Annotated in this window: 31 protein-coding genes; 8 read left to right on the top strand and 23 right to left on the bottom strand. The window is 59.9% G+C overall.

Going from position 1 to position 25,517, the window contains the following annotated elements:
* Positions 1–40: 40 nt before the first annotated feature.
* The 16 genes from fliP to motA form a co-directional block, all read right to left on the bottom strand.
* Complete coding sequence (gene fliP, locus AB7951_RS29160; protein WP_089263436.1) at positions 41–775, bottom strand: flagellar type III secretion system pore protein FliP; 735 nt, start codon at positions 773–775, stop codon at positions 41–43.
* Positions 772–1,215 carry a flagellar basal body-associated FliL family protein gene (locus tag AB7951_RS29155; RefSeq protein ID WP_199712004.1) on the bottom strand — a complete coding sequence of 148 codons (444 nt, stop codon included), beginning with the start codon at positions 1,213–1,215 and terminating at the stop codon, positions 772–774. Before AB7951_RS29155 ends, fliP begins: the two co-directional genes overlap by 4 nt.
* 54 nt (positions 1,216–1,269) lie before the next feature.
* On the bottom strand, positions 1,270–1,965 hold the full coding sequence (gene flgH, locus AB7951_RS29150) for a flagellar basal body L-ring protein FlgH (protein ID WP_089263698.1): 696 nt from the start codon (positions 1,963–1,965) through the stop codon (positions 1,270–1,272).
* A gap of 5 nt (positions 1,966–1,970) precedes the next feature.
* A complete protein-coding gene (locus AB7951_RS29145) occupies positions 1,971–2,627 on the bottom strand; it encodes a MotE family protein (RefSeq protein WP_244558224.1) in 657 nt (218 codons plus the stop codon).
* A gap of 65 nt (positions 2,628–2,692) precedes the next feature.
* Positions 2,693–3,790: a flagellar basal body P-ring protein FlgI gene (gene flgI / locus AB7951_RS29140; RefSeq protein WP_184520050.1), complete on the bottom strand. Its 1,098-nt coding sequence runs from the start codon at positions 3,788–3,790 to the stop codon at positions 2,693–2,695.
* Positions 3,790–4,266 carry a flagellar basal body P-ring formation chaperone FlgA gene (flgA, locus tag AB7951_RS29135; protein ID WP_089263433.1) on the bottom strand — a complete coding sequence of 159 codons (477 nt, stop codon included), beginning with the start codon at positions 4,264–4,266 and terminating at the stop codon, positions 3,790–3,792. The genes flgI and flgA overlap by 1 nt, the downstream gene beginning before the upstream one ends.
* A 24-nt stretch (positions 4,267–4,290) precedes the next feature.
* Positions 4,291–5,079 (bottom strand): flagellar basal-body rod protein FlgG, encoded by a 789-nt coding sequence (gene flgG / locus AB7951_RS29130; RefSeq protein ID WP_089263432.1) that lies wholly within the window; start codon positions 5,077–5,079, stop codon positions 4,291–4,293.
* A gap of 9 nt (positions 5,080–5,088) precedes the next feature.
* On the bottom strand, positions 5,089–5,409 hold the full coding sequence (locus tag AB7951_RS29125; protein ID WP_068729891.1) for a flagellar hook-basal body complex protein FliE: 321 nt from the start codon (positions 5,407–5,409) through the stop codon (positions 5,089–5,091).
* Positions 5,410–5,411: 2 nt separating this feature from the next.
* Positions 5,412–5,828, bottom strand: a complete 417-nt coding sequence (gene flgC, locus AB7951_RS29120; RefSeq protein WP_089263697.1) for a flagellar basal body rod protein FlgC — start codon at positions 5,826–5,828, stop codon at positions 5,412–5,414.
* 11 nt (positions 5,829–5,839) lie between these two features.
* Positions 5,840–6,217 carry a flagellar basal body rod protein FlgB gene (flgB, locus tag AB7951_RS29115; protein WP_089263431.1) on the bottom strand — a complete coding sequence of 126 codons (378 nt, stop codon included), beginning with the start codon at positions 6,215–6,217 and terminating at the stop codon, positions 5,840–5,842.
* Between the two features lie 93 nt (positions 6,218–6,310).
* On the bottom strand, positions 6,311–7,387 hold the full coding sequence (gene flhB / locus AB7951_RS29110; protein ID WP_093757675.1) for a flagellar biosynthesis protein FlhB: 1,077 nt from the start codon (positions 7,385–7,387) through the stop codon (positions 6,311–6,313).
* A 12-nt stretch (positions 7,388–7,399) separates the two neighbouring features.
* A complete protein-coding gene (locus tag AB7951_RS29105) occupies positions 7,400–8,437 on the bottom strand; it encodes a flagellar motor switch protein FliG (RefSeq protein ID WP_093757676.1) in 1,038 nt (345 codons plus the stop codon).
* Between the two features lie 27 nt (positions 8,438–8,464).
* Entirely contained in the window at positions 8,465–8,863 is a 399-nt protein-coding gene (gene fliN, locus AB7951_RS29100) for a flagellar motor switch protein FliN (protein WP_089263428.1), read from the bottom strand.
* Between the two features lie 33 nt (positions 8,864–8,896).
* Positions 8,897–9,181, bottom strand: a complete 285-nt coding sequence (locus AB7951_RS29095; protein ID WP_093757678.1) for a hypothetical protein — start codon at positions 9,179–9,181, stop codon at positions 8,897–8,899.
* Positions 9,162–10,097, bottom strand: a complete 936-nt coding sequence (locus AB7951_RS29090; RefSeq protein ID WP_089263426.1) for a FliM/FliN family flagellar motor switch protein — start codon at positions 10,095–10,097, stop codon at positions 9,162–9,164. Before AB7951_RS29090 ends, AB7951_RS29095 begins: the two co-directional genes overlap by 20 nt.
* Positions 10,097–11,002: a flagellar motor stator protein MotA gene (gene motA / locus AB7951_RS29085; RefSeq protein WP_374725590.1), complete on the bottom strand. Its 906-nt coding sequence runs from the start codon at positions 11,000–11,002 to the stop codon at positions 10,097–10,099. The genes AB7951_RS29090 and motA overlap by 1 nt, the downstream gene beginning before the upstream one ends.
* Before the next feature lie 154 nt (positions 11,003–11,156).
* On the opposite strand from motA, the gene AB7951_RS29080 reads away from it, so the two are divergent.
* From AB7951_RS29080 to fliI, 3 genes are read left to right on the top strand one after another with little or no spacing between them, the layout of a single operon-like run.
* A complete protein-coding gene (locus AB7951_RS29080) occupies positions 11,157–11,939 on the top strand; it encodes a DUF1217 domain-containing protein (protein WP_120288070.1) in 783 nt (260 codons plus the stop codon).
* 1 nt (position 11,940) lies between these two features.
* Positions 11,941–12,711 carry a flagellar basal-body rod protein FlgF gene (gene flgF / locus AB7951_RS29075; RefSeq protein WP_093757679.1) on the top strand — a complete coding sequence of 257 codons (771 nt, stop codon included), beginning with the start codon at positions 11,941–11,943 and terminating at the stop codon, positions 12,709–12,711.
* A 28-nt stretch (positions 12,712–12,739) separates the two neighbouring features.
* Positions 12,740–14,071: a flagellar protein export ATPase FliI gene (fliI, locus tag AB7951_RS29070; RefSeq protein ID WP_120287547.1), complete on the top strand. Its 1,332-nt coding sequence runs from the start codon at positions 12,740–12,742 to the stop codon at positions 14,069–14,071.
* Between the two features lie 15 nt (positions 14,072–14,086).
* Here fliI and hutH read toward each other — a convergent pair whose 3' ends face one another.
* Together hutH and AB7951_RS29060 are read right to left on the bottom strand one after the other, a co-directional pair.
* Complete coding sequence (gene hutH, locus AB7951_RS29065; protein ID WP_120287548.1) at positions 14,087–15,613, bottom strand: histidine ammonia-lyase; 1,527 nt, start codon at positions 15,611–15,613, stop codon at positions 14,087–14,089.
* A gap of 160 nt (positions 15,614–15,773) precedes the next feature.
* A complete protein-coding gene (locus tag AB7951_RS29060; protein WP_231078751.1) occupies positions 15,774–16,103 on the bottom strand; it encodes a GCG_CRPN prefix-to-repeats domain-containing protein in 330 nt (109 codons plus the stop codon).
* Between the two features lie 425 nt (positions 16,104–16,528).
* Between AB7951_RS29060 and AB7951_RS29055 the strand changes: the two genes are divergently transcribed.
* Positions 16,529–17,209: a spermidine synthase gene (locus AB7951_RS29055; protein WP_120287549.1), complete on the top strand. Its 681-nt coding sequence runs from the start codon at positions 16,529–16,531 to the stop codon at positions 17,207–17,209.
* A gap of 24 nt (positions 17,210–17,233) precedes the next feature.
* On the opposite strand, the gene AB7951_RS29050 is transcribed toward AB7951_RS29055, so the two are convergent.
* Positions 17,234–17,491, bottom strand: coding sequence for a DUF3551 domain-containing protein (locus tag AB7951_RS29050; protein WP_120287550.1), 258 nt, complete (start codon positions 17,489–17,491; stop codon positions 17,234–17,236).
* Between the two features lie 163 nt (positions 17,492–17,654).
* Positions 17,655–18,644, bottom strand: coding sequence for a Bug family tripartite tricarboxylate transporter substrate binding protein (locus tag AB7951_RS29045; protein ID WP_089263420.1), 990 nt, complete (start codon positions 18,642–18,644; stop codon positions 17,655–17,657).
* Positions 18,645–18,798: 154 nt separating this feature from the next.
* Between AB7951_RS29045 and AB7951_RS29040 the strand changes: the two genes are divergently transcribed.
* Positions 18,799–19,212 (top strand): VOC family protein, encoded by a 414-nt coding sequence (locus tag AB7951_RS29040; RefSeq protein ID WP_089263419.1) that lies wholly within the window; start codon positions 18,799–18,801, stop codon positions 19,210–19,212.
* A 122-nt stretch (positions 19,213–19,334) separates the two neighbouring features.
* Entirely contained in the window at positions 19,335–20,930 is a 1,596-nt protein-coding gene (locus tag AB7951_RS29035) for an AMP-binding protein (RefSeq protein WP_120287551.1), read from the top strand.
* A 12-nt stretch (positions 20,931–20,942) separates the two neighbouring features.
* On the opposite strand, the gene AB7951_RS29030 is transcribed toward AB7951_RS29035, so the two are convergent.
* Positions 20,943–22,037, bottom strand: a complete 1,095-nt coding sequence (locus AB7951_RS29030) for an HD-GYP domain-containing protein (protein WP_089263417.1) — start codon at positions 22,035–22,037, stop codon at positions 20,943–20,945.
* A 214-nt stretch (positions 22,038–22,251) separates the two neighbouring features.
* On the opposite strand from AB7951_RS29030, the gene AB7951_RS29025 reads away from it, so the two are divergent.
* Positions 22,252–22,593, top strand: coding sequence for a hypothetical protein (locus tag AB7951_RS29025; RefSeq protein ID WP_120287552.1), 342 nt, complete (start codon positions 22,252–22,254; stop codon positions 22,591–22,593).
* Positions 22,594–22,668: 75 nt separating this feature from the next.
* Positions 22,669–23,340, top strand: a complete 672-nt coding sequence (locus AB7951_RS29020; protein ID WP_120288071.1) for a dienelactone hydrolase family protein — start codon at positions 22,669–22,671, stop codon at positions 23,338–23,340.
* 162 nt (positions 23,341–23,502) lie between these two features.
* On the opposite strand, the gene AB7951_RS29015 is transcribed toward AB7951_RS29020, so the two are convergent.
* Both AB7951_RS29015 and AB7951_RS29010 read right to left on the bottom strand, forming a co-directional pair.
* Entirely contained in the window at positions 23,503–24,504 is a 1,002-nt protein-coding gene (locus tag AB7951_RS29015; protein ID WP_120287553.1) for a tripartite tricarboxylate transporter substrate binding protein, read from the bottom strand.
* A 226-nt stretch (positions 24,505–24,730) separates the two neighbouring features.
* Positions 24,731–25,357, bottom strand: coding sequence for a polysaccharide biosynthesis/export family protein (locus AB7951_RS29010; RefSeq protein ID WP_120287554.1), 627 nt, complete (start codon positions 25,355–25,357; stop codon positions 24,731–24,733).
* Between the last annotated feature and the right edge of the window lie 160 nt (positions 25,358–25,517).

The raw sequence follows: 25,517 nt of genomic DNA, 5'->3' as shown, positions 1-25,517 counted from the left end.
TCATTTGATTCGTCACTTACCTTGTGATGAATCAAATGGTCTAGAGAAACGACTTCACAAGACCAACTGCGAGCAAATTCCAGCCGTCGATCAGTACGAAGAATAGTACCTTGAACGGTAGCGCGAACACCGTGGGCGGCATCATCATCATGCCCATCGACATCGTTAGCGTTGCAACGATCATGTCGATCACCAGGAACGGCATGACAACGAGAAATCCGATCTCGAATGCACGGCGAAGCTCCGACACCATGAAAGCCGGAATGATGATTCGTAGATCGATCCGCTGACCTTCGAGTTTGATCTTCATGCTCTCGGCAGCGAGGTTCTCGAAGGTTTGCAGATCCTTCTCACGCACATGCTGCAGCATGAAATCGCGAAACGGATCTGTGACACGCGAATAGGCTTCCTGCTCTGTGATCTCATTCTTCATCAGGGGCTGAAGGCCGTTCACCCACGCGCGATCGAAGGTCGGCGCCATCACATAAAATGTGAGGAACAGCGCGAGGCTGATCATCACAATATTGGCTGGCGTGGTTTGCAGACCAAGCCCTGTGCGCAGGAATGAGAGTGCGACGACGAATCGCGTGAAGCTCGTCACCATGATGAGCAAGCCCGGCGCCAGTGACAGCACCGTCAGCAGCGCGACCATCTGGATGATTCGGCCGCTCGCACTACCCTCGCCCTGCGGAAGCAAGGTCGACAGATCCGGAACCTGCGCCACTGCAGCCGTCGGCAGAAGCACCAGGAGCAGGATCGGAATGATACGCTTCATTGCACCACCAGCGTCTCGATAATCAACTCACGAACCCTGCCGCTCGAACGCGTAAGCGCGCGCTCATTCAGGTCTTCGCGCAGATATTGCAGGCCGCGGGCACCCTCGATCTGCGCGGGTGTGAGCGTGCGCAGATAGGCTGCAACATCCTCACCTATGCGAGCGACCACGATGCTCGCCTCCTCCTCGGTCAATTTATCGGTTACGATCGATGCCTCCATGCGGATCCAGGCATTTGGCGGCGCCGCCAGATTGGTCACGACCGGCGTGATCTTGCGCAGACGATCATTGGCATTGAAGGCCGACGAGATCGGTTTCTCTGGGACTTCCTTCTGGCTTTCACTGATGCGCTGGAACGTCGACATCAGATGCAAGCTTGCCAGCGCTCCAGCCCCGACCGAGAGCGCCGTGACAAGCAGCAGGGCGCCAAACCACTGCATGAATCCTGGGCGCTGGCCTTCATTCGCTGTGTTATCGGCCATGATCGATTCCCATCAGAACGGCGCGACCTGGTCGTAAACCTGTTGACCCCAGTTCGGCTGCTGCACTTCCATGGACCGGCCTCGCCCGCCATACGAAATGCGGGCTTCGGCGATCTTCTCATAGGCGATGGTGTTGTTGCGGCTGATATCGATCGGGCGCACGATGCCGCCGACATTGACGATGCGCATTTCGTAATTGACGCGCATCTCCTGCGAACCGCTAACCAGGAGATTGCCGTTCGGGAGTACGTCGACAACGACGGCAGCCACCGAGAAACGTACTTCTTCGTTCCGGTCGATCTTGCCAGCGCCCTTGTTCGACGACTGGGACTTGACGTTGGTATCGAAATTTCCCGCCGAGAGCCATTTGGCGATATTGGCCGAGTAATCGGACTCAACCTTGATCTGCGAGTCCCGCGACCGATCCGTCTTGTTATCAAGGATCGCCTTATCGTTCATCAGAATATTCACGGTCAGCAGATCGCCGACCCGCGTTGCCCGGGAATCGCGGTAGAGGTCCTTGCGGTCATTCCAGATCGAGTGAGGGCCCGCGCTACGATAGGCTCGTCTCTCGATCGGAATTGCGCGCGCATCGACCTGCATACCGTTGCCGATCGGCGACATGTAGGGCGCCTGGCCAACCTCGGCGAGATTACTGGCGCAACCGGTCAGGCACGACAGTGCGACCGGAATCAGAATCACTCTCAACCACATCATTTCTTGGCTTTCCCGTCGTCGGTGCGACGCATCCCGGCAAGCGTGTCAGCGAGATGTGCGCCACGTGCCGGTTCCATTTCATTGAGGATCGCGCTGGCAACGCGGACGCGCAGCTTGGCGAGAACAGCAGCTGCCGTGTCATCAGCCATGCTGGCAATCTGCTGCGCCGCAGCTTCCGGATTCATGCGCGAGTAGATTTCGACGACGTTATCTTCCGCCTTTTTGAGGAATTCTTCGCGCAACTTCAGCCATTCCTCATATTCGGCACGCTTGGCCTCAAGTTCGGCAATGCGCAGCTTCAGCTTGGATTCCGTCGCTTCCAGCTCTTTCTGCTGCCACGCCACCCGGGCATCGAGTGCCTGGTCTGCGATATTGCTGCAAAAGCGCGCGACGTCGGATTCCTGGGAGTTCGCGGCTGCGCTATCCTTTTTGTCGATTGCGCCCGTGATCAGCGCCGAATCGGCTGGCGGACGCACCACCGGGTCCTGCTTGTTGGCAGCCGGGCGTGGGCGCGCGACTTGCGGCGTCTTTGCAAATTCACCGAGGTTCAGCGGCTTTGAGAGCTTCTGCTCGGGTTCGGCCGATGCCTGTGTGGACAGCACCATACCGACCAGCATGAGAAACTTGATCGATCGATTTGCGACGCGCGCCATTCGTGTTCTCGTGATTCAGCTGAGCGAGCGTTGCACGCTTTGGCTTGCGTGACGCTGACCCGGGCTTACTGGATGACGAGTTCCGCTTGCAGCGCGCCGGCCGCCTTGATCGCCTGCAAGATCGCGATGATTCCCTGCGGTTTCAGGCCGATTTGATTGAGACCACGCACCAGACGCTGCAAGTCCGCACCACGCAGAATGGCGATCTTGGCGCCGGGCTCGTTAGCTTCGATGAAGGTTTGCGGCACCACCTTCGTCTCGCCGCGCGCGAATGGGTTCGGTTGCGACACGATCGGCGCCTCGGTGATTCGCACCGACAGATTTCCATGGGTGACCGCGACTGTCGAAATCTGTACATTCCGGCCGATGACCACCGTTCCCGTGCGTTCGTCGACCACCACTCGCGCCGGCGAATCCGGCTCGACCAGTAGCTCCTCGATTTCGGCGATAAACCGCACCGGCGCGGTCGAGCGTGGGCGCGACAGCACGATGGTGCGATAATCGCGCTCGAAGGCCACGACCTTCTGGTAACGGCCGCTACTATGCGCGTTGATCGCGTCCATGATACGCGTTGCGGTGACGAAATCCGGATTCTTTAGCTCAAGAATGAGCGATTCCATCTCGCTGAAACGCCCCTTGACTTCACGTTCGATCAGCGCGCCATTTGGGATACGGCCAGCTGTGGCCACGCCCTGGCTAAGCGTTTGTGCAGCGCCTTCGACGTTGTAACCGCCTACAGCGATAGCACCTTGCGCGACAGCATAGGTTTCGCCATCGGCACCGCGTAACTGCGTCATCACCAACGTTCCACCAAGCAGGGATGATGCGTCGCCCAATGACGAGATCGCGACGTCGATTCGCGAACCACCCGCGACAAACGGCGGCAGATCGGCCGTCACAACGACGGCGGCAACGTTGCGCGTGCGCAACGAGGTGCCACGGATATTGATGCCCATATTGTCGAGCATCGATTGCAACGATTGTTCGGTGAACGGCGCGTTGCGCAACGTGTCACCGGTGCCCTTGAGGCCGATCACAAGGCCATAGCCGAGGATTTGGTTCTCCCGCACGCCCTTGAGATTGGCGATGTCCTTCACACGCACAGCGGCATCTGCCGCCGAGATCGAAAGCGAAAGCAGGAGACCGCAAAGGAGACGCAGCATCATCCGTTCTGAATCCGTACTGATCCGTCCTGCTGGACGATGCCCCGGATAGTGACTCCGGTATCGAGGTTGCGAAGCTGCACCATCATGCCGGCGCTGCCCGACTGCAGGGATGTTGCATAGGTGACGATAATGAGCCCGTCATCCTCGACGAGCACCTTCACCACAGCGCCGCGGGTGACGGCCTTCAGATCCTCGAGACCGTTGATCGGAATCAGGTGTCCCGCCAACAGAGTACGGCGCGCAATGCGGCCAACGAGGGACGCACGGTCGTTGATGAACGCACTTGCGCCCTGAATATTGGGCGCAAAATTGCGATCCATAATCATCTCATCCCTGATGACGTCACCGGGATAGATGGCTGTAGCCGGCACCGGATAGCGGACAGACTCGTCCGCGGCCTGAGCGACGCTTGCAATGCCGGTCGCGAGCACGAGGCTCACGACCCAGCGGGTAACGATGGTAACTGCGCGCATCAGGCCGAGATCCCGTTCTGTGGATTACCGCATGCCCTTCGAAATGGTCGATGCCATCTCGTCAGCCGCCTGGATGACTTTTGAATTCATTTCATAAGAACGCTGCGCCGATATCAGCTCAGTGATTTCCTTCACCGGATCGACGTTCGAACTCTCGAGATAGTGTTGATGCAGCTTTCCGTAGCCAATGTCGCCTGCGAAGCCGACAACCGGCACGCCGGATGAAACCGTCTCGCGATAGAGATTGCCGCCCAGTGGATCCAGACCGGCTTCATTGGAGAAGTTCGCGAGCGAGAGTTGCCCGAGCTGAACAGGCGCAACGGTCCCGTCGACCTTCGCGAAGACCTGGCCAGACTCGTTGACAGTGACATCCACGGCATTCTGCGGGACGATGATCGCAGGCGTCACCAGATAGCCGTCCGGCGTCACCAGCTGGCGGTTTTCATTCAGGTTGAATGCACCGGCGCGTGTGTAGAGCGTCTCACCATTCGGACCGGCGATCTGGAACCAGCCGCGGCCATTAATGGCCATGTCATAAGTGTTGCCAGTCTGCGCCATGGCGCCCTGCAGATGCAGCTTGCGCACGGCAGCCGAACGCACGCCGAGACCGAGCTTTGCGCCTTCAGGTACTGCGCCCTCACCGCTTCGGTTGGGAACGCCCTGCGCGCGGTCGATCTGATAGAACAGATCGGTGAATTCCGCGCGGGATCGCTTGTACGAGGTCGTATTGATATTCGCGATATTATTCGCGATCACTTCGACATTAAGCTGCTGCGCGCCCATACCGGTGGCAGCAATGGCCAGAGCTCTCATGATTAAACCTCAAATCGCCATTCGGCTGACTTCTTGATACGCCTGAACGACCTTGTCGCGGACGGCGACAGCCATCTGCAATGACCGTTCGGCAGACATGACCGCCTCGACCACCTTCTGTGCCGAGAGCTTGCCGTGGATGGACTGGATTGACGCGGCTTCGCCGGCCTTGATCGAACCGATGGCATCGGCTGCGACCTGTTCGAGGACATTGTTGAAACCGACGGTGGCTGCGCCGGGCTGCACCGCGGGTGTCGCGGAATTGATGACTTCGCTGGTTTTGGCGAGCTCACCAGCACTGCTGATGACTGAGGATACCGCTTCAAGCATGGTTAGCTCCTCAAGAGATCGATGGTCATCGACACCATGGATCTCACTTGTTTGATGACCTGTAGGTTGGCCTCGAAGGACCGGTTGGTTTCCCGCATGTCGCCCATTTCAATCAACGAGTTAACATTGGGCAGCTTTACGTAACCGGTTGGATCGGCAGCCGGGTGGCCTGGCTCATAGTCCACGCGGAACGGCGCCTGATCGGTTCCGACATCCTTCACCTTGACCATGCGCACACCAGCGGCACGGTCCATCTCGGCTGTGAAGGTCGTGGTCTTGCGGCGATACGGATCCGAACCTGGCGTGCGGCCGGTTGAATTAGCGTTAGCAAGGTTCTCCGACACGACACGCAAGCGGGTCGACTGCGCTTCGAGGCCGGAACTTGCGATCTGAACAGATGCTTGTAACGGATCAATCATCGTCATTTCCCTCAGGTCTTCATGCTTGTCATGAACATGCGATGAAACGATTTGACGATCGCCGTATTCAGTGAATAGTCGCGATTGATATCGCCAGCCTTCAGCATTTCCTGCTCAAGGCTGACGGAGTTGCCGGAGTGAACGGTCTCCCAGCTCTTTTCCTTGCGCATGCCCTGTGCCTCAACCGAAGACCCGGTCGTGATATGCGCCGGCGACGTCACCGTCACAGGCACGACTTTCGAATCGAGAATCTTGTTGAACGGTTCAATGTCCTGCGCGCGATAGCCCGGCGTGTTCGCATTGGCGACATTCGCCGAGATTGCGGACTGCCGCAGCGACAGCCATCGCTCATGCGATGAGGCAACATCGAAGAGATATACGGGTCCCACTTGTCCCCCAGGCAAACATGATTCCTTCATCATGGTTTACAAATGGAAACTTGTCCGAGGCTGGAGATGCGCATCACGACATGCGCGGAACGCTTACGCATTCGTCTTCTGCTTTCGCGAATGCAGAAAGTAGATGATTTCTGCGACAGGGCGGAAGAACTCCGACGGAATCATCTTGTCGATGTAAGCAACATCATACATCGAGCGCGCCAGCATCTTGTCTTCCACCACCGGGACACCATTCTTCTCGGCGATTTCCCTGATCTTCAGCGCGATCAGGTCCTGCCCCTTTGCAAGCACCGTCGGCGCAGCGTCTTCGCCCTGCTTGTACTTCAGCGCAATCGCGTAATGCGTGGGATTCGCGATCACCAGCGTGGCGCGCGGAACGGCCGCCAGCATCGACTTGCGAGCGCGATCGCGCGCCAACGAACGCAACCGCGATTTGACGATCGGATCGCCTTCGGCCTGCTTGAACTCGTCCTTGATCTCCTGCTTCGTCATGCGCAGTTCGCGGCGCCAATGGAAGCGTGCCCAGACGAGATCGAGCGACACCAGGACAATGGTCGCAATGCTGATGGCGGAGACAAGCCGCATTGCGGTAGTCAGCACCAATTCCGGAACGGCCGCCGGATCGCTAAACAATGCATTCACGGCCACGGCCTCCTCAGCCCGCAGGACGATCATCACGACCAGACTGATAGCGACGAACTTGAAGACCGACTTTCCGAATTCCACACGTCCCTGCGCGCCGAAGATTCTGCCCCAACCTTTCGCTATTGAGATGCGCGAGGCTTCCGGCTGGATGCGATCGAACACAATTCGCGGTGCGTTCTGCAGGAAAGATGACGCCAGCCCGGCCAGCATCAGGACGATAACAATCGGAATAACCAGTCCCGCCGCACTCATACCGACCGCGGTGAGCAACTCAATAGCATCCGTTCCATTACGGATGCGGATGCCCGACGGATCGTCGATCAATCGGGCTAAAGTGAATGTCAGTTTTCTGACGTTGTCGGTGGTCAGAAAGCTTTGAATAATCAGCAGTGCGAGCATAGAGGCGAAAATCGGCGCTTCGCGCGAGACCGGGATTTGGCCCTTCTCTACGGAATCACGAACCTTCTTCTCTGTCGCCTCTTCGGTTTTACTGTCCTTGTCGGGTTCGTCAGACACAATGCTCTATCTTCAGGTGAATACCGGCTGATCTTCTTGATCGGGATTTAGTTCAATTTCGCCGCGTCCGGCCATATCGAGCGCAAGGTCGGTAATGGCGCGCCGCGCATCCAGAATTTCACGCTGATTCGCGGGGATACCGTTTGCCAGTTCGTGGTCTACCAGACGACGGGTGCGCGAGGCGAGCGACGACAGAATGAGCTCGCGGAATGTCGTATCCGATCCCTTGAGCGCCATCACCACGCGATCTGTTGGCACCTGATCGAAGATCAGCATGCGCGCCTTGGCCGTAAGGTTGACGATATCGTCGAAGGTAAACAGCATACCCTTCAGAATCTCGGCCGACTTCGGCCGCGATTCGGTGAGGTTCTTCAGCGATTCCTCCATCTGCGTCCGCTCCATCTTGTTGATGATGTCGGCCATGCGCGGATAGGTATCGGACGCCAGGTTTCGGGCGAAGTTGATCATGAAGTCTTCGTGCATCGTTTTCTCGATAATGCCCATGGCATCCTCGACAACAGGCTTGAGGCTAAGCATACGCCGCATCAAGTCGTGCCGGATATCCGGCGGAAGATGACTCATCACGCGGGCAGCACACGCCGGCTTCACCCGCGAGAGAATGAGTGCAGCCGTTTGCGGATGCTCCTTGAGAAGATAGTTGGCGAGCAGGCTTTCCGAGACGAGAGAGATGCGTTCCCACACCGACTTTGTCTTGTTGCCCAGAACTTCGGAAATAATGTCAGTGATCTGCTCAGGCGGCAGCACGCCATTCAGCAGCTTCTCTAGCTCACCGACGGTGCCGAAGATATTCGGACCTTCCGAGAAATTCTGAGCGAATTCCTCAATGATCGCCTCAAGCTCAGGCCCCGAGATGGGCTTGAGCTCAGCCGCAGCGCGCGTGACCAGTTTAATCTCTTCGGGATCGAACTCCCGAAGCAGGCCGCCCGAGAGCTCACGCCCCATGGCCAGCAGAAGAGCTGCCGCTTTCTCGGTGCCACCCAGCGGTTTGATGCTGGTGCCGGCGCGCTTGGCAGGTGCATTGAATGCCATTAGGAATATCTCTTTGGGAAAATCTCTTTAAGCGTCCGGATCCCCGGCCGCTCCTCCGACGATTTCCGTCAGCGATACACCGAAACGCGAATTTTCATCTTCCACGACGACGACCGCACCGCGCGCGACGATGCGTCCGTTGACGACGACCTCGACAGGCTCACCCACGCGGTGATCGAGCGGGATCACTGCGCCGCGGCCAAGCTTCATCAGATCCGCGACCGGCATGGTCGCTGAGCCCAGCAGCACCTGCACCGTGACCGGGATGCGCAGGATAGGTTCAAGATTTGTCAGCCGGCTGGTTTCCTCGGCAGCGCGAGCTGCAAGATCTGCCAGTTTGCCGAACGACGCGCCGTCAGCCTTAAGCGGGTCGGCGCCTGTAGCGGTCGCTGCGCTCACTGGATCGATATCGAATGGTTGCTTCATATCCCCTGCCTTCTTGAAAACTCAGATCGTGGCCTAAGCCGGATTTTGTGCCGCAGTGCGAGTATCGATTTCCGCGATAGCCTTGCGCGCCTCATCTATTTTGTCGCCAAGCGCCTGAACCATTTGCCGTCCGTCCGAACTGAATTCGCGTACCATTAATACCATGTCGTCCACCGTCTCGTTGGTCTTGCCGACCACCGCAGTGAACTCCCCCTGATGTGCGCGCAACTTCACGAGTTCACGATGCATCTTGGTGACGCGGATGCTCGTGAAGAGCAGAGCCGCAAAAAGGATGATGTCAACGAGCGAGGATACCATCGATAAATTCCCGTTTTTGGTCGGCCGATTCCTTGACCTGCAGTGAATAAACGCCATTCATCTGGCCGAGCTGGCACCAGAACAGGCGTTGATCATTGCATTCGAGGCGAACCATCGTGTCCGGCGTGGCGTTGAGCTTGAGCACCTGGCCGACGTGAAATTTCGCGACCTCGCCGAGAGTAAACTGCCGCTCTTCGAGAACCGCCTTCAGAACGACTTCGGTCCGTTTAATCTCGCTGTGCAACTGACGGCTCCAGTTCGGATCGGTGGATGCCGACTCACCGGATACGATCTGCGACAGCGACTGCCGGATCGGATTAAGCGCTGCGTGCGGAATGACGATGAACATCTCGCCGCCGCGATCGAGACCTTGCAGCAGGATCTTCGCACACACGGCCATGTTGTTGAGGCGGCCGATCGCAAGATAGTCCATGCGCGTCTCGACACGTTCCAGGTTGAACGTCACGTCGGAAGCGCGGTCGAATGACGCCTGCAACGCCTTGCCAAAGCGCTCGAACAGCGATTGCGCGACATGCAACTCCACATTCGAGAATACCCGCGGCATGTCCAGCGGCGGCTCCGCACCGTCGGCGCCGAACAGGAGCTCGATCATCGTGTAGACGAAATCGCGATCAAACCCGATCAGGATACGGGCGTCCCATGCTTGTGCATAGAAAACCGCGGCAATGGCTTCGCCCTCATAGCGATCGAGGATATCGGAGAGGCGATCACTGCCCACGCTGCTTAGCGAGAAATACGACTGCGAGGGCGACATGGATCGCAGGCTTTCGGCGCAAAGATTCGTCATCTGGTCGAAAATCACATGCAGCATCGGCATGCGTTCGACGGAAATTCCGGCAGCCCCTAAAAGTTGATCTGATCCTTGATCTACGCGGCCTGACTTTACTTCTGACATCAGGCCCGTGCTCCCGCTTTCGCCGAGGGTTCAGCAGGTGCTGCTTTTGCAGGCCCGCCGGAGATGGTTTCGCTTTCGACGACATCGATCGACGGGCGTTCACCGGGGCCGATCATCTTGCGGCCGTGTTCGATAGCGATCTGCGGCAGGGCCCCGTTCATGAAGGCGAGCAGTGACTGCTTGACGATTACATACATCCGCGCGCGCTGCTCGCGCACCAGCTTGATCTTGTGGGCCAGCGGCGCGACAAGACCGTAGGACAAGAAGATGCCGGCGAATGTGCCGACCAGAGCCGCACCGATGAAGCCGCCGAGTAATTTCGGGGATTGGTCGAGAGCGCCCATCGCCTTGATGACGCCGAGTACCGCGGCGACGATACCGAGCGCCGGAAGTCCTTCGGCGACCATCATCAACGAGCCATACGGCTTCATCTTGCTGCGAATGATGGTTTCGATTTCCTCGTCCATCAGCGCCTCGATCTCATGCGGCCGCGCGCTGCCCATGATGATCAGGCGGAAGTAGTCGCAGATGAAGTGCAGAAGCGGCTCGTTGGCGAGAACGGTCGGGAAGGCGGTGAATATTTCTGACGATGATGGATCGTCGATATGGGCCTCCACCTCGTTACGGCCCTTGTTCCGCACTTCGCGCATCAGCGAATGCAGAAGCCCCAGCAGATCAAGGTAGTGACGCTGCTTTGGCACCGCGACCGTCAACGCCTGCACGGTGGCGCGGCCGGTGTCGACCACGGTTTTCCAGGGATTCGCAATGACATAGGTGCCCAGCGACATCCCCATGATGATGACGAACTCCCAGGGCTGCCATATCACGCTGAGATGCCCGCCCATCGCGGTGAAGCCGCCGATCAGACTGGCGAGTGTGATAATGACGCCAAAGAGAATGCTCAAGCGCACCGCTCCAAATTGAGGATACGATTCACTTAGGCAACGATGCTTGCACGAGGCTGACATCGACCTGCGGCGGCCAGCCCCGCGCAAGCTTGTGCGGGGAGTTTGAGGCCAGTCTCGCCGCATGCGCCCGCAGACTGGGAACCCACTGCCGATGGTCTCGACAATCGCAAGCTACCAGCTGATCTCCAAGAATATTGTCAAATCGTTGCAGCAGACGATGGAGAAGCCGGACGTGTCGAAGGACACGGAATACTACCTGTCACACATCCGCGATGTGAAGACGATCGACGAGTTCATCGGCGACTATCGGTTGTTCAGCTATGCCATGAAGGCTTACGGGTTGAGCGACATGACCTATGCCAAAGCGTTCATGCGCAAGGTTCTTACGGAAGGTGTTGCCAGCTCGACCACATTCGCCAACAAGCTTTCCGACGCCCGCTACCGCGAATTCGCCACCGCATTCGACTTCGTCAAGCTGGGTGACCAGGCGACGAGCACGACCGCCGCGCAGGTCGGCACCGTCGAGAAATACGTCCGGCAGCAACTCGAGGAAGACGCCGGATCGCAAAATGAAGGCGTTCGTCTGGCACTCTATTTCGAGCGCAAGGCGCCCAAGATCACCAGCATCTATCAGATTCTCGCTGATCCGGCGTTGATCAAGGTCGCCCAGATCGCGCTTGGCATTTCACCGATGACCTCGATGGCGGATGTCGACAAACAGGCGAATATGCTCAGCGCGAAAGTCGGCATCGCGGATTTCCAGACCCCCGAAAAGCTGCAGACGTTCCTGCAGCGTTTTTCGGTGATGTGGGAGATGGAGAACGGAACGTCCACCGCCCAGTCGGCTTCAAGCACCCTCATCACGCAGCCGCTCGAAATGGGCCTCAGCACGGATGTGCTGACCACCCTGCAGAACCTGAAAATCGGACGATAAAATGCAATCAGCGCTCTATGTCAGCCTCTCGGCTCAAGTCTCGCTCGAGAAGCGACTCGAAACCATTGCCAACAACATGGCCAATATGAAAACCGCCGCGTTCCGTGCCGACGCGGTGAAGTTCGAGACTGCAATGTCGCGCGCAGCAACGCAGGCGGTCGCGTTCTCCTCGCCCGGCGAAAACTTCATCTCGCGCAAGGAAGGCGCTATTACCCAGACCGGCAATACCCTGGACGTTGCGGTCACCGGAAATAGCATGGCCGCGTACCCCGGCGGCCCCGATCCCGGCCACACGACGTGGATGGCGTTTGCTGGGCCGAACGGCACCGTCTATACGCGCGATGGCCGCATGCAGATCGACATCAACGGGCAGCTTCAGACCCTCACCGGCTATCCAATCCTCGATTCTGGCGGCACGCCGATCATCGTCGATCCCGACGCCGGCCCGCTGACGATCGTGCGCGACGGCACCATTTCGCAGGGCCGCATCCAGGTCGGTCAGCTTGGCCTGTTCGATATCGCCCCGGACGCAAAGCTGGAACGATTCGGAACGTCAGGCGTGATTCCGAGCAAGCCGGCGACCACCGCGCTCGACTTCGTCACGGTCGGCTTTCAGCAGGGCTACGTCGAAGGATCAAATGTCGATCCTCTGACAGAACTCACACAGATGATGACCGCACAGCGCACCTTCCAGAGCGTCAGCTCATTGATCGACAATTCCGAAAGTACCATGCAGAACGCCATTCGCACGCTGGGCGATCCAAAAGCCTGATGCCTGACGTGACCGGCGGGAGAGCTCGATGAACGCGCTTGAAAAACTCGAATCGACCATCGCAACCCTGCGCCGGGACGTGCCCACGGTTCGTGTCGGTGGCATGGTGTCCGAGGTGACGCCGACGCATTTTCGCGTCTCCGGCCTGTCGCGCTATGTCAGGCTCGGTGAATTGATCGGACTGGAAATCGACAAGCAGGTTCATCTCGGTGAGGTCGTGCGGATCGATACTGACGGCGTAACGGCCAAACCATTCGATTCCCACTTTGCTGCCGGCCTCGGCGTCCCCGCCTTCCGAATGCCTCCCAAGACACTGTCTCCACATCCGGCCTGGAAAGGTCGCGTCATCAATGCGCTCGGTGAGCCACTGGATGGCGCCGGCGACATGCCGGTCGGCGAGCGCGAGATGCAAACGGATGCTAATCCCCCGCCAGCGATGAGCCGCTCGCGCGTGAGCAAGCCGCTCCGTACCGGCGTCCGCGTCGTGGATCTCTTCACACCGCTCTGTATCGGCCAGCGCATCGGCATTTTCGCTGGTTCCGGCGTCGGCAAAACCACCCTTCTTTCGATGCTGGCACGCAGCGCCGGCTTCGACACCGTCGTCACTGCACTTGTCGGCGAGCGTGGACGAGAAGTACGTGAATTTCTCGAAGAATCGCTGGTCCATCACAGGACCCGCGCGATCACAGTCGTCTCAACGAGCGACGAAAGCCCGATGATGCGTCGACTGGCGCCGAAGACGGCGATGACCATCGCCGAATATTTCCGCGATCGCGGTGAATCGGTGCTGTTGATCGTCGATTCGGTAACGCGCTTCGCCCACGCATCCCGTGAAGTCGCGCTCGCTACCGGCGAGCCGGCGATCGCACGCGGCTATGCGCCGAGTGTCTTCAGCGAACTTCCGCGGCTGCTGGAGCGTTCAGGACCGGGCCTCGAAGGCCAGGGCTCCATTACCGGCGTCTTTGCCGTGCTGGTCGATGGTGACGATCACAACGAGCCCGTGGCAGATACGGTGCGTGGTACGCTGGACGGGCACATCATGCTCGATCGCGACGTCGCCGATCAGGGCCGCTATCCGGCCGTCAATGTGCTGTCATCGGTGTCGCGCCTCGGCCAGCATGTGTGGTCGCCGGAGGAAGCTAATCTGGTGCGTAAGCTGCGCGCCATGATCGCCCGCTTTGAGGACACCCGCGACCTTCGCCTGATGGGCGGCTATCAGCCCGGCCGCGACAGTGAACTCGATCAGGCCGTCCAGCTCGTGCCCAAGATCTACGGCGTGCTGCAACAGCACCCGACCGACCCGTCCTGCGCGGAGCCGTTCCAGGAATTGCTCAGCGTGATCAAGACCGCAATCGGCTAACTGCGCTCCCGCGTTCTAGACACCCGGGATCGTATCGAGATTGGCTGCCGCGACGATCGCACCGGATCGCACAAGGCGCAGCGACTTCTGAATGTCGTCGTGAAAATATCGATCCTCGTCGAGATGGGCGACGTCTGCCCGGATACGTGCGCGAACGCTCTCCAAACGATCGCTGGACTTCAGCGGCGCATGAAAATCGCAACCTTGCGCACCCGCCAGGAGCTCGATGGCAATGACGGCCATCGCATTCTCGATCATCGGCAGCAGCCGGCGCGCCGCATGCGCTGCCATCGAAACGTGGTCTTCCTGATTGGCAGATGTCGGGATCGAGTCGACGCTGGCAGGATAAGCCCGCTGCTTGTTCTCAGATACCAGCGCCGCGGCCGTCACTTGCGCGATCATGAAGCCGGAATTAAGCCCCGGCTTCGGTGTCAGGAACGCGGGCACACCGGATAACACCGGATCCACCAGCATGGCGATCCGGCGCTCTGAGATCGATCCGATCTCGCAGATCGCAAGCGCCATCATATCCGCCGCAAAGGCAACCGGCGCTGCATGGAAATTGCCACCGGAGATCGCGATATCATCCTCGGCAAAGACCAGAGGATTGTCAGAGACGCCATTCGCTTCGGTGAGAAGTGTGGTGGCCACCTGTCGCAAAACGTCCAGCGCGGCGCCCATCACCTGCGGCTGACAGCGGAGGCAATAAGGATCCTGAACACGGACGTCGCCGGTGCGGTGCGACTCGCGAATCGCGCTGCCGGCGAGAAGTTCCTTCAATGCCTGGGCCGAAACGATCTGCCCTCCATGTTTGCGCAGTTGATGGATGCGTGGATCGAACGGCGTATCCGAGCCACGCGCGGCGTCGGTGGACAAGGCACCGCTGACGAGTGCGGTCCTGAATAGGATTTCGGCCTCGAACAATCCCGCAAGTGCATAGGCCGTCGAGAACTGCGTGCCGTTCAGCAGCGCCAGTCCTTCCTTGGCCCGCAGCTCGATCGGCTGCAGACCCGCACTAGCGAGCGCCTCCGTCGCCGGCAATCGCCCGGACGTCGTCAGCGCCTCGCCGACGCCGATCATGACCGACGCCATATGCGCGAGCGGGGCCAGATCGCCGGAAGCACCGACTGATCCCTGCGCGGGCACGATGGGCGTGATGTCATGCGCAATCATGGCGCTGAGCAACTGGACCGTCTCCATGCGGACGCCGGAGAAACCCTGTGCCAGGCTCGCAAGCTTGAGGCACATCATCAGCCGCACCACCGGCGCTGGCGCTGGATCGCCGACGCCCACGCAATGCGACAGCACGATGTTTTTCTGGAGGGCCGTGATGCTTTCGGCTTCTATGCCGACATGTGCAAGCTTTCCGAAGCCTGTATTGATGCCATAGACGGGTTCGCCCTTGGCGACGATCCGGGCAACTGCCGCAACACTGGCATTGATGCGGGGAATACAGCTCCCATCGAGAACTGGTACTGCCCCCCGATAGATCGACCGCCAGTCCGCCAGCGTCACCGTACCCGGTGTGAATCGCATCGTCATTAAAGTGTCTCCAGGCCATCTGTAGATGGCCCAAGGCAACACATTCAACGCTGCGCTTCAATGTTTGCGCGCAACAAAAAGGCCAGCCTTGCGGCTGGCCTTTCAGCTGATCGACAGTCAGATCGTGCGCTGCGACGTGCGACGCAGCGTCACGTTTGCCTTATGGCTTCCAGCCGCCGCCCGGCAGATTACCGTGATAGGGCGTGTTGCGGCAGTGGCCCCACGGACCGCGCCAGTAACCGGGAGGGCAGCCGTTCCCCATTACGGGAGCTTCCTGATAGTAGCCGCCCGGGAGTGGGCCGTAATAAGGTGTATAGCGGCAGCCACCATAGGGACCGCGCCAGCCGTTCGGACCGCATCCACCCGCAACCGGGATCACGTGCGCTTCGACAGCGATGCTCTGGCCCATCATCGGCGCAGCACTTGCCTGCGTCGAGACGATGAACATGGCGACGAGACATGCCGCCATCATGTGCAGAATTTTGGTCATTCTATTCCTCTCGATGAGTTGAAGATCACTCGGCCCCGACGAAAGCGTCTTCGCCTTGCCGCGCGATGCGCAACCCGAAGATGCATTGGTCTTTATTCTGCTTAGAGGCACGGGATACCGTTGGCAATTCCGTTCTATCAATGCACCGGCACAACCCGTTCGGTTAGTTATCCGCCCGTTAAGAACGGCGAACAGAGCTGCCGCGCGAAGTACTTCATCAGTGTAGTTCCCTTTAAACGAAGATGCAGCGACGTGTTGGAGCTATTCCAGAGACCGGAACCCTGCATCCGATCCCGCTGCGATCGAAGTGCTGCGACACGAGCGACTTCAATTGCCGCAAGGCCTTTGCATGATAGCCGAGTTGCGTGGAGATCGGTTCTCGCGCTACCACCGGCCGCCGTGCAATCGCTTGATGAAAGACACCCGTGCTTCCCTGGAAACTGATCGATACGACCGAAGTCCCCGGCGGCGGCGTGCCGCTGCGCCTGATGCAGCGCGGGCACGAATTCACCATCAAGCTCGGCCAGAACGAATTGATGAGCAGCCGGCTGTTCGGCTCCGAGGAAGCGCTGGCGACGCTCACCTGCTTTCGCCTCAAGGACATGAAGGCGCCGCGGCTTTTGATCGGTGGCTATGGCATGGGCTTTACATTACGCGCTGCGCTAAAGGTGCTCGGCCCGAAGGCGAAGATCACCGTGGTCGAACTGGTGCCCGCAATCGTCGCCTGGGCGCGTGGCCCAATGGCTGAGCTATCTGGCGATAGCCTGAGTGATCCGCGTGTGGAGATTGTTGAAGGCGATGTCGTTAAAGCCATCGCTGGTGCACGCGGCAAGTACGATGCGATCCTGCTCGACGTCGATAACGGGCCCGAAGGCCTGACGCGAAAATCGAATGATGCGCTCTATGACCTGAAAGGGTTGCGCGCGGCCCAGGCCGCGCTCAGTCCGGGCGGCGTACTGGCCGTCTGGTCGTCATTTCCTTATGACAAATTCACGGCGCTCCTCGGCAAGGCAGGCTTCAACGCCGAGGAAATCAAGATCCGCGCCACCGGCACACGCGGTGGCGCCCGTCACGTCATCTGGCTGGCGACGAAGCCAAAAACATAGCCGTCGCCGCCATGAAGATGGATCTTAATAGGCAATCGAACGACGACTGCGGCGCGGTTCGGCATAAGGCTGCGGGCTGAACGCCAGACGCGGATTGACGATGCAGTCGACGCCGCGACCCGATGCAGTGGCCTGGCACGCTTCATAGCTTGGATAGGAGCAATCGGTCCCGAAAGCCTGCGACTGGATGCAGTAGGGATAGGTCGGGGCGGCAGCTGCAGGGCTGGAAGCCATGGCCGAAACACCACCAATAGCCAACACGGCCAGCATCAGATTGCGCATCACGTCTTCTCCTCCGCGGCAGCGGTCCTATGACATCCCCAGAAAGCAACAGAGCCTGCGGATGAACGTTCCCGCAAGCTCCGGTACATCCCGGTCTTGTGATTACGCGCTTACACTGGCGTCATCACAAGGGTTAGACACCATAGTATAGTGCCGCATGGGTTCATTCGACCTTAAGGCCCGCGGCTTTGACCACTTTCTCCCACTTCTCGGTCTCCGCGACGATCATCTTACCGAAGGCTTCTGGCGGTCCGATCAGCGGTTCGCCGCCGAGATCGATCAGCTTGGCCTTGACGGCCGGATCCGCCAGCACCGCATTAACGTCCGCGTTGAGCTTGGCGATAATCTCCGGCGGCGTCTTCTTCGGCGCACCCATGCCGAACAAAGCGCTGGCCTCATAACCCGGCACAGTTTCCGCGACGGTCGGCACATCGGGCAACAGCGACGACTTCTCGGTGGTCGTCACCGCCAGCGCACGAAGGCTGCCCGAGCGGATATGCTGGATGATTGACGGCATGTTGTCGAAGATCACCTGGACCTGACCGCCGAGCATGTCGGTGATCGCCGGCGCAGCACCGCGATAGGGCACATGCTGCATCTTGGCGCCCGACAGCATCATGAACATCTCACCGGATAGATGCACCGAGGTGCCGTTACCCGACGACGCCATGTTCACCTTGCCCGGATTGGCCTTCACATAGGCGATGAATTCCCCGACGGTCTTCGCCGTGATGTCCTTGTTGACGGTCATCACATTGGCGGTGCGATGGAAGGCGGCGACAGGCGCGATATCACGCACGAAATTGAAGCTCAGCTTCCCATAAAGCGTCGCGTTGATGTAGTTCGCCGGATTGACCAGCAGGATGGTGTAGCCGTCGGGTTCTGCATTCACGACAGATTCGGTGCCGATATTGTTGCCGGCGCCCGGCTTGTTCTCGACGACGAATTGCTGCCCGGTTCGCTCGGATAGCTTCTGCCCGATCAGGCGGGCCAGAATATCGGTTGCACCGCCAGCAGGATAGCCGACGACAAAGCGAACCGGCCGCGTCGGATAATCCACGGCCAGCGCCGAGCTGACAGGAACGAGAGCGGTTGCAGTAAAAGCAGAAAAGCCAAGCGCAATCAGACCGATCGCGGCGCGACGTGACGTCATATTTTATTCCCTCCGGCTGCCGCAACTTTGCGCGCGGTCAGCGTGTGTTGAATTGACAACGGCCGTATCTACCAAACAATTCAACTATCGGCCAGTGCGACACTACTGCGGCACCAGCCCAAAGAAACGTCAAGGCAACGCCAAGGACCATTTCATGTCCCTCACCGTCACGGCCCTCGATCATCTCGTCCTGAATGTCACTGACGTCCAGCGCTCAGCCACCTGGTATCAACGCGTCCTGGGCATGGAGGTGAAGGTGTTCGATCCCGGTCCGGGCAAGTTGCCGCGCACATCGGTGAGTTTTGGCGTGCAAAAGATCAATCTGCGGCCGATCGGCGCCGATAAGGTCGAGTGGTTCACGGCGGATCATGAGATGGCCGGCAGTGACGACCTCTGTTTTCTCACTGCATCACCGCCCGACGCCGTAGTTGCGCATCTCGGCGCTTGCGATGTTGCTATCGAGGAAGGCCCGGTGGCCAAACAGGGCGCGCGCGGCACCTTGCGCTCGGTCTATTGCCGGGATCCCGATGGCAGCCTGATTGAAATTTCGTCTTACGAAATAGGCTGATCCTGCACGCGTTGCGGTTTGCGCACCGCCGCCGCTGATGGCACAACATCTTCCGTAAAAACAAGAATAAGAAAGCCGCACCCGCGTAAGCGGTCGCTCCGGCGGCTTTCGACGGAGGATGCATGCCCCACCCCGCGACGAATCCCGCCATGATTCCCGGTTCGATCGGCCCGTTCGACGGCATGGACGTGCCGTGGCTGCTGCGCATGCACGCCGAGACGCGTCGCGATCACCCCTTCATCATCTGGTCGCCATTCGATGCGCCGGCGCGGCCATGGACCTATGGCGAATTCTACGATCGCGTCGGCGCACTTGCCGCAGGCCTTGCCCAACGCGGCATCGTCCAGGGCGACTATGTGCTGATCCATCTCGACAATTGCGTCGAGATGTTGCTGGCCTGGTTCGCCTGTGTCGAACTCGGCGCCATCGCGGTCACCACGAATACCCGTTCGTCGGCTGCGGAGATTGAATATTTCGCGGATCACTGCGGCGCGGTCGCGGCAATCACCCAGCCATCCTATGCCGAACTCGTCGCCGCCAATTGCCGCAAGCTGCGCTGGATCGCGGTGACGTCGCACAACGCCGGCGCGTCGGCCGACGGCCATGCAGTGGGCAAGGCTGAGCGGTTCGAATCCCTGTTCGCTGACAGCGCCGAGCGTCCGCGCCGCCCGGTCGACCCGTGGGCGCATTGTAGCGTCCAATATACGTCAGGCACCACATCGCGGCCCAAAGCGGTGCTGTGGACCCATGCCAATGCGCTGTGGGGCGGCAAGGTAAATGCTGCGCATCAGGACCTGCATGCGTTCGATACGCATATGACCTATCTGCCGCTGTTCCACACCAACGCACTGGCCTATTCGATGCTGGCGACGTTGTGGGTCGGTGCCTCCCTCGTGCTTCAGCCGCGTTTTTCCGCGCGCCGGTTCTGGAACGTGGCGCTCGAACATCGCGCCACCTGGCTGTCGACCATCCCGTTCTGCATGAAGGCGCTGCTCGAGCACGACGTGCCGAAGCATCATCACTTCCGTCTGTGGGGAGCCTCGTTCTGCAATCCGCCGGCCTTCGCCAAATTCGGCGTCAAGATCATCGGCTGGTGGGGCATGACCGAGACCATCACCCACGGCATTATTGGCGAGGTCGACCAGCCCAATACGCCGATGGCCATCGGCCGCGCCGCAACCGAATATGGCATCCGCGTCACCAATGACGACGGCACGCCGACCGCCGTGGGCGAGACCGGCAATCTCACGATCAAGGGCATTCCCGGCCTGTCGCTGTTCAAGGAGTATCTGCACAACGAAGCTGCGACCTCAGACAGTTTCGACACCAACGGCTTCTTCATCACTGGCGACCGCGTCACGCTACTCGAGCGCGGCTATATCAAGTTTGGTGACCGTGCGAAGGACATGCTGAAAGTTGGCGGCGAGAACGTTGCCGCATCGGAGATCGAACAGGTCGTCATCACCGTGCCCGGCGTGCGCGAAGCCGCCGTCGTCGGCAAAAAACATCCGATGCTGGATGAAGTGCCGGTGGTTTTCATCATCCCGCATGCCGGCGTCGCGCAGGCACCACCAGCGCTGCATGAGAGTGTCATGGCGGCTTGCAAGCGCGGGCTGGCGGATTTCAAGGTGCCGCGCGAAATCCACTTCGTGGATGAGATGCCGCGTTCGACGCTTGAAAAAGTGGCCAAGGCGGAATTGCGCAAGCTGCTGGCCTGAGGCGAACGGTGCTTACGCGCCGAGCGCCACCGGGCGGAACACCTGTAGCAGTTGCTGGTCGATCTTGTCGCCCATCTGCTCCATGATCTCGAACGCCTTGGCATGCGTGAAGGCCATGCGATACGCACGCCGCTCCACCAGAGCCGCGTGGATGTCGACGATGGTCATAAGGCGAACGATGTCGCTGATCTGGTCGCCGGCCAGCGCATCGGGGTAGCCGCTGCCATCCAGGAATTCGTGGTGATGCAGCACCACGTCGAGCATCTCGCGCGGAAAACTGCCCTGCGCCACCAGCGCTTCGAAGCCGAGACGCGGATGTTTGCGCATCTCGAGCGTCTCGTCCTCGGTGAGCTTACCCGGCTTGTCCAGGATCGAGACCGGGATGAAGGCCTTGCCCACATCATGGACGAGGGCCGCGCGCGTGAGGCGGCGCTGATCTTCGTCGCGCATGCCGAGATGCTGCGCAAAGGCCACCGCGAACCCCGTCACGAATAGGCAGTGACGATAGCTGTGATTATGATGACGGCCGACGGCGGCCAGCCATTCGCGCAGTGATGTGCGCTTGATGGCCTTCAGAATCTGGTTCTCGGCTTGCATCACGTCGTTGAAGGTGAGCGGAACGCCAGCGGGCAGCTTCTCGAAGATCTTGACCATTACCGCATGCGCCGCCTCGACGCCGCGATTCAGCGCCTTGCCGCGGGCGGAGAAGTCCTCGTCATGCGGGTTCGGAAACGCGGCGCGGATACGCTGCATGATGCCACGTGCATCGAACGGCCGCGCGATCGTATCGGTGGCGCCGAGCGCCCAGGCCTGCATGGATCCGTGATGCAGCGAGTCGGCCAGTACGAACAGGCGCGGTATCGCTTCATAGGATTTGTGGCGCAGCTTGTTGCGCACGCGCTGCACGGCCTCTGCCGAGCGCAGATTGATATCGACCACGATACCCGACAGCTCGCTCGGCGGCGTCTCCGGAATGGCTGACGTTGGGACAACATCGACTTCGCCGACCTTCTGCAGGATATCGACGAGTTCGCTGCTGTGATCGCTGCGGTCCGATGCCAGAAGCAGTCGGCGGCGCGCCGGCGATTGGTTGACTGAAGCGGTCATATGCCCTCGATCTATTGCGGCGAACGGGCCGCAAGCAGGACATACATACCTTGGAACAGGGTTCTTGAAGCTTAATGGGTATTGTTAATGCTTCCTGATCGCGCCCCGGAAGGTTTCATTCCGGCGGATAGCACTATCAGTCGGTTAGGGCTTTCGCGAAAACTTTAAGCAATGCCGCCTTGCGCCGGAATCCGATCCGGAAAACAATCGCGCCATGAAGACCATCAGGTTCATCCTCGGCGTCGCGACCGCCCTCGCCGTCACGGTTCCAGCCCACGGGCAGCCCGCCGGGACGAGGCCCGATCTGCCATTCACGGCAACCCTTTCGAACGCCACCCCGCTGGCTTTTGGGATGGCGGCGGATGACGCCGCCCGTATCTTGGGCACCCCGCTGACCTATGTCAGCGGCCGACCGGGCGATGAGATCTATCTGGCGATCCGCACCTTCGGCGGCAGCGGCTTCTTCGACCACCGCGACCGCCTCTATCTCCAGTTTCGCAAGGGACGCCTGACCGGCTGGAAGGGCGACTGGGGCCGGCATTGGATGTGGCAGTAGCCGCTTTGTGAGTAGACCCGTGCTGTCGTCCGCGCCAAACAGACCTCACCCCTTAACAACGATATGGAATACCTCGTGGGACAAGACATCACGCTGACTGCATCTGACGGCTTCAAACTCGGCGCCTACCGCACCCAGCCTGAGGGCAAGCCCAAGGGCGCCGTGGTGGTGATCCAGGAGATCTTCGGCGTAAACGACCACATCCGCACGGTCTGCGATCGCTTCGCTGTGCAAGGCTATGTGGCGGTGGCGCCGTCGATCTTCGATCGCACCGAACCCAACTTCCAGTCCGGTTATTCGCCCGAGGAAATCGCCATCGCGCGCAAGTTCGTTGCTAATCCGGATTGGCCCGCGATGCTGCGCGATACCCAGGCCGCGATCGATTCCGTTGGGGATATCGGCAATGTCGGCATCATCGGCTTCTGCCTTGGCGGCAGCGTTGCCTTCGCCGCCGCCACGAAATTGACGGGCCTCAGCGCCGCCATCGGCTATTACGGCGGCGCCGTGGTGCGCTTTGCCGACGACAAGCCGACCGTCCCGACGCAGCTGCATTTCGGCGAAAAGGATCACGGCATTCCGCTGTCGGACGTCGAGACCATCCGCGCCAAGCGGCCGGATGTGGAGATCTTCGTCTATGACGGTGCCGAACACGGCTTCAATTGCGATCAGCGCGCCAGCTACAACAAAGCCAGCGCGGATGTTGCGAGAGAACGGAGCCTCGCGTTCCTCGCGAAGCATCTGAAGTAAGCCGCCGCCCTCTCCACGTCATTGCCGGGCTTGACCCCGCAATCCACCTTTGCGGCACCAACAGGCGCTTGGGCAAAGCTGGATACCCGGGTCAAGCCCGGGTATGACGACTGAGAGGGAGCAGCCTCGATCTTTCCCTGCCAGTCGGGAGAGATTGGAACATCACTCGCCCTTCACGCCCGCTGTCTTTGCCACCGTTGCCCAGCGCTCAAAGTCGCGACGCAGGCTCTTCTCGAAGGACTCGGGGCTATCACCGACCGGAACGAGATTGACCGCCTGCAGGCCGGCGGTCCCCTCCGGCGAATTGATGATGCGACCGAGCTCGGCCGACAGCTTGCTCACAATGTCCTTCGGCGTCGCTGCTGGCACGAAGACGCCGACCCAGCCTTCAGCCTCGAAACCGGGATAGCCGAGTTCGGCCATGGTCTGCACGTTCGGCAGCTTGGGCTTGCGTTTCTCGCCGCCCACTGCGAGCGGACGGATCTTGCCGGCTTCGACCTGCGGACCGGCCGTGGTGAAGTCGAGGAAGGCCGCCGTGACCTGATTGCCGAGCAAGTCGTTCAAGAGCGGCGCGGCGCCACGATACGGCACATGGGTCATATCAATGCCGGTGTTCTTCTTCAGAAGCTCGCCATAAAGATGCGACGTCGTGGCATTGCCAAAAGTGCCGTACGGATATTTTCCGGGACTGGATCTAGCAAGATCGACCAGTTCCTTCACCGACTTCATCGGTTGCGCTTCGGGCACGACGAGCACGATCGGCGAGATCGCGACCTGCGTGACGGGCGCGAGATCCTTGAACGCATCGTAGGGCAATTTCGACATCAGGCTCGGCGCTTGGATGATCTGCGTGATTGCGATCAGCACCGTGTAGCCATCGCCCGGAGCCTTGGCAGCGAAATCGTTGCCGATCACGCCACCGGCGCCCGGCTTGTTCTCCACGGTGACGGTCTGCTTCCAGGATTCTTGCAGCTTCTGTGCCAGCAGCCGCGCAGCGACGTCAGTGGCACCACCGGGTGCATAGGGCACGACGAAGGTAATGCGCCGATCGGGATAGGATTGCGCGGTCTGCGCAAATGCTTGCGAAGACAGCGCCGCTCCCAGCGCCACGATGGCTGCCAGAGTGACGCCGCGCATCACGTTGACCGACGGACTGGTCTTCATCTCTTCTCCCCCTGATATCCATATGTGCCGACATGGCGGCGCATTTCAGCGAGTTGGCCTCGCTTGATCATTGCTACAGGGCGGGAGACGATTCTGATACAGAGCAACGCGTATCCTGACGCCAATGCGCCGATACATCGCGCCAATTTCATCGCGGGAAAGCGCGTCTATTCCGTGAAGCGGAGAAAATCGCGTGTGAGGTGATGACCGAGATCGATGCGTGCGATCAGAACCAGCGCTCGCTGACCAGCACCGTATCACCGGGATTGATCGGCGTGCCCAATGGCACCACGGCGCGGTACGAGCCCTCGACGGTGGTATGGGTCAGCGTGACTTCATCACGCTTGGCGCGTGGCGAGAAGCCGCCGGCAATGGCGATCGCGCTCTCGACGCTCATATTGGGCACGTAGGGATACTGTCCAGGAGCGGCAACTTCACCGAGGATGAAGAACGGACGGTAGGCTTCGATTTCGACAGCCACCGACGGCTCGCGAATGAAGCCATTACGCAGGCGGCCGGTGATGCTCGCAGCCAGCCCAGCGGGCGTCATGCCGCGCGCCGGCACGCGGCCGATCAGCGGCATGGTGATCGCGCCACCGGCATCGATGGCGTAGGAATTGGTGAGACCTTCCTGGCCGTAAACCACGACGCGCAGCTTGTCGCCGGCATCGAGCTTGTACTGCGCATCATAGGTCGAGACGGGGGGAGCATAAGCGACCGGCATTGCTGCCGGGCCGTAACCCGGGCGGCCATAGGCTAGCGTGTCGAGATCGGCAGCCGGCGCAACCACTGCAACAGGACCCGGTCTCCGCATGCAGCCGGACAAAGCCAGCGCGGCAACCGCGACAATCATGGGCAGACGAAACGCGCGGGCAGACGACACTGGACATATCCCTCATAGAGGCAGCCTCGGTTTTGGCCTCTTATGGTTAAAATTCCGTTGTCATGGCCTTCCATCAGGCAGCAAAAAAACCCGCCTTCGGGAGCTCCGAAAGCGGGCTTTTGACGTTGTT

It is taken from the genome of Tardiphaga sp. 285_C5_N1_2, assembly GCF_052076065.1.
Classification (GTDB): domain Bacteria; phylum Pseudomonadota; class Alphaproteobacteria; order Rhizobiales; family Xanthobacteraceae; genus Tardiphaga; species Tardiphaga robiniae.
The sequence above is the reverse complement of the archived record's forward strand: the minus strand, read 5'-3'. Positions and strand labels throughout refer to the sequence as shown.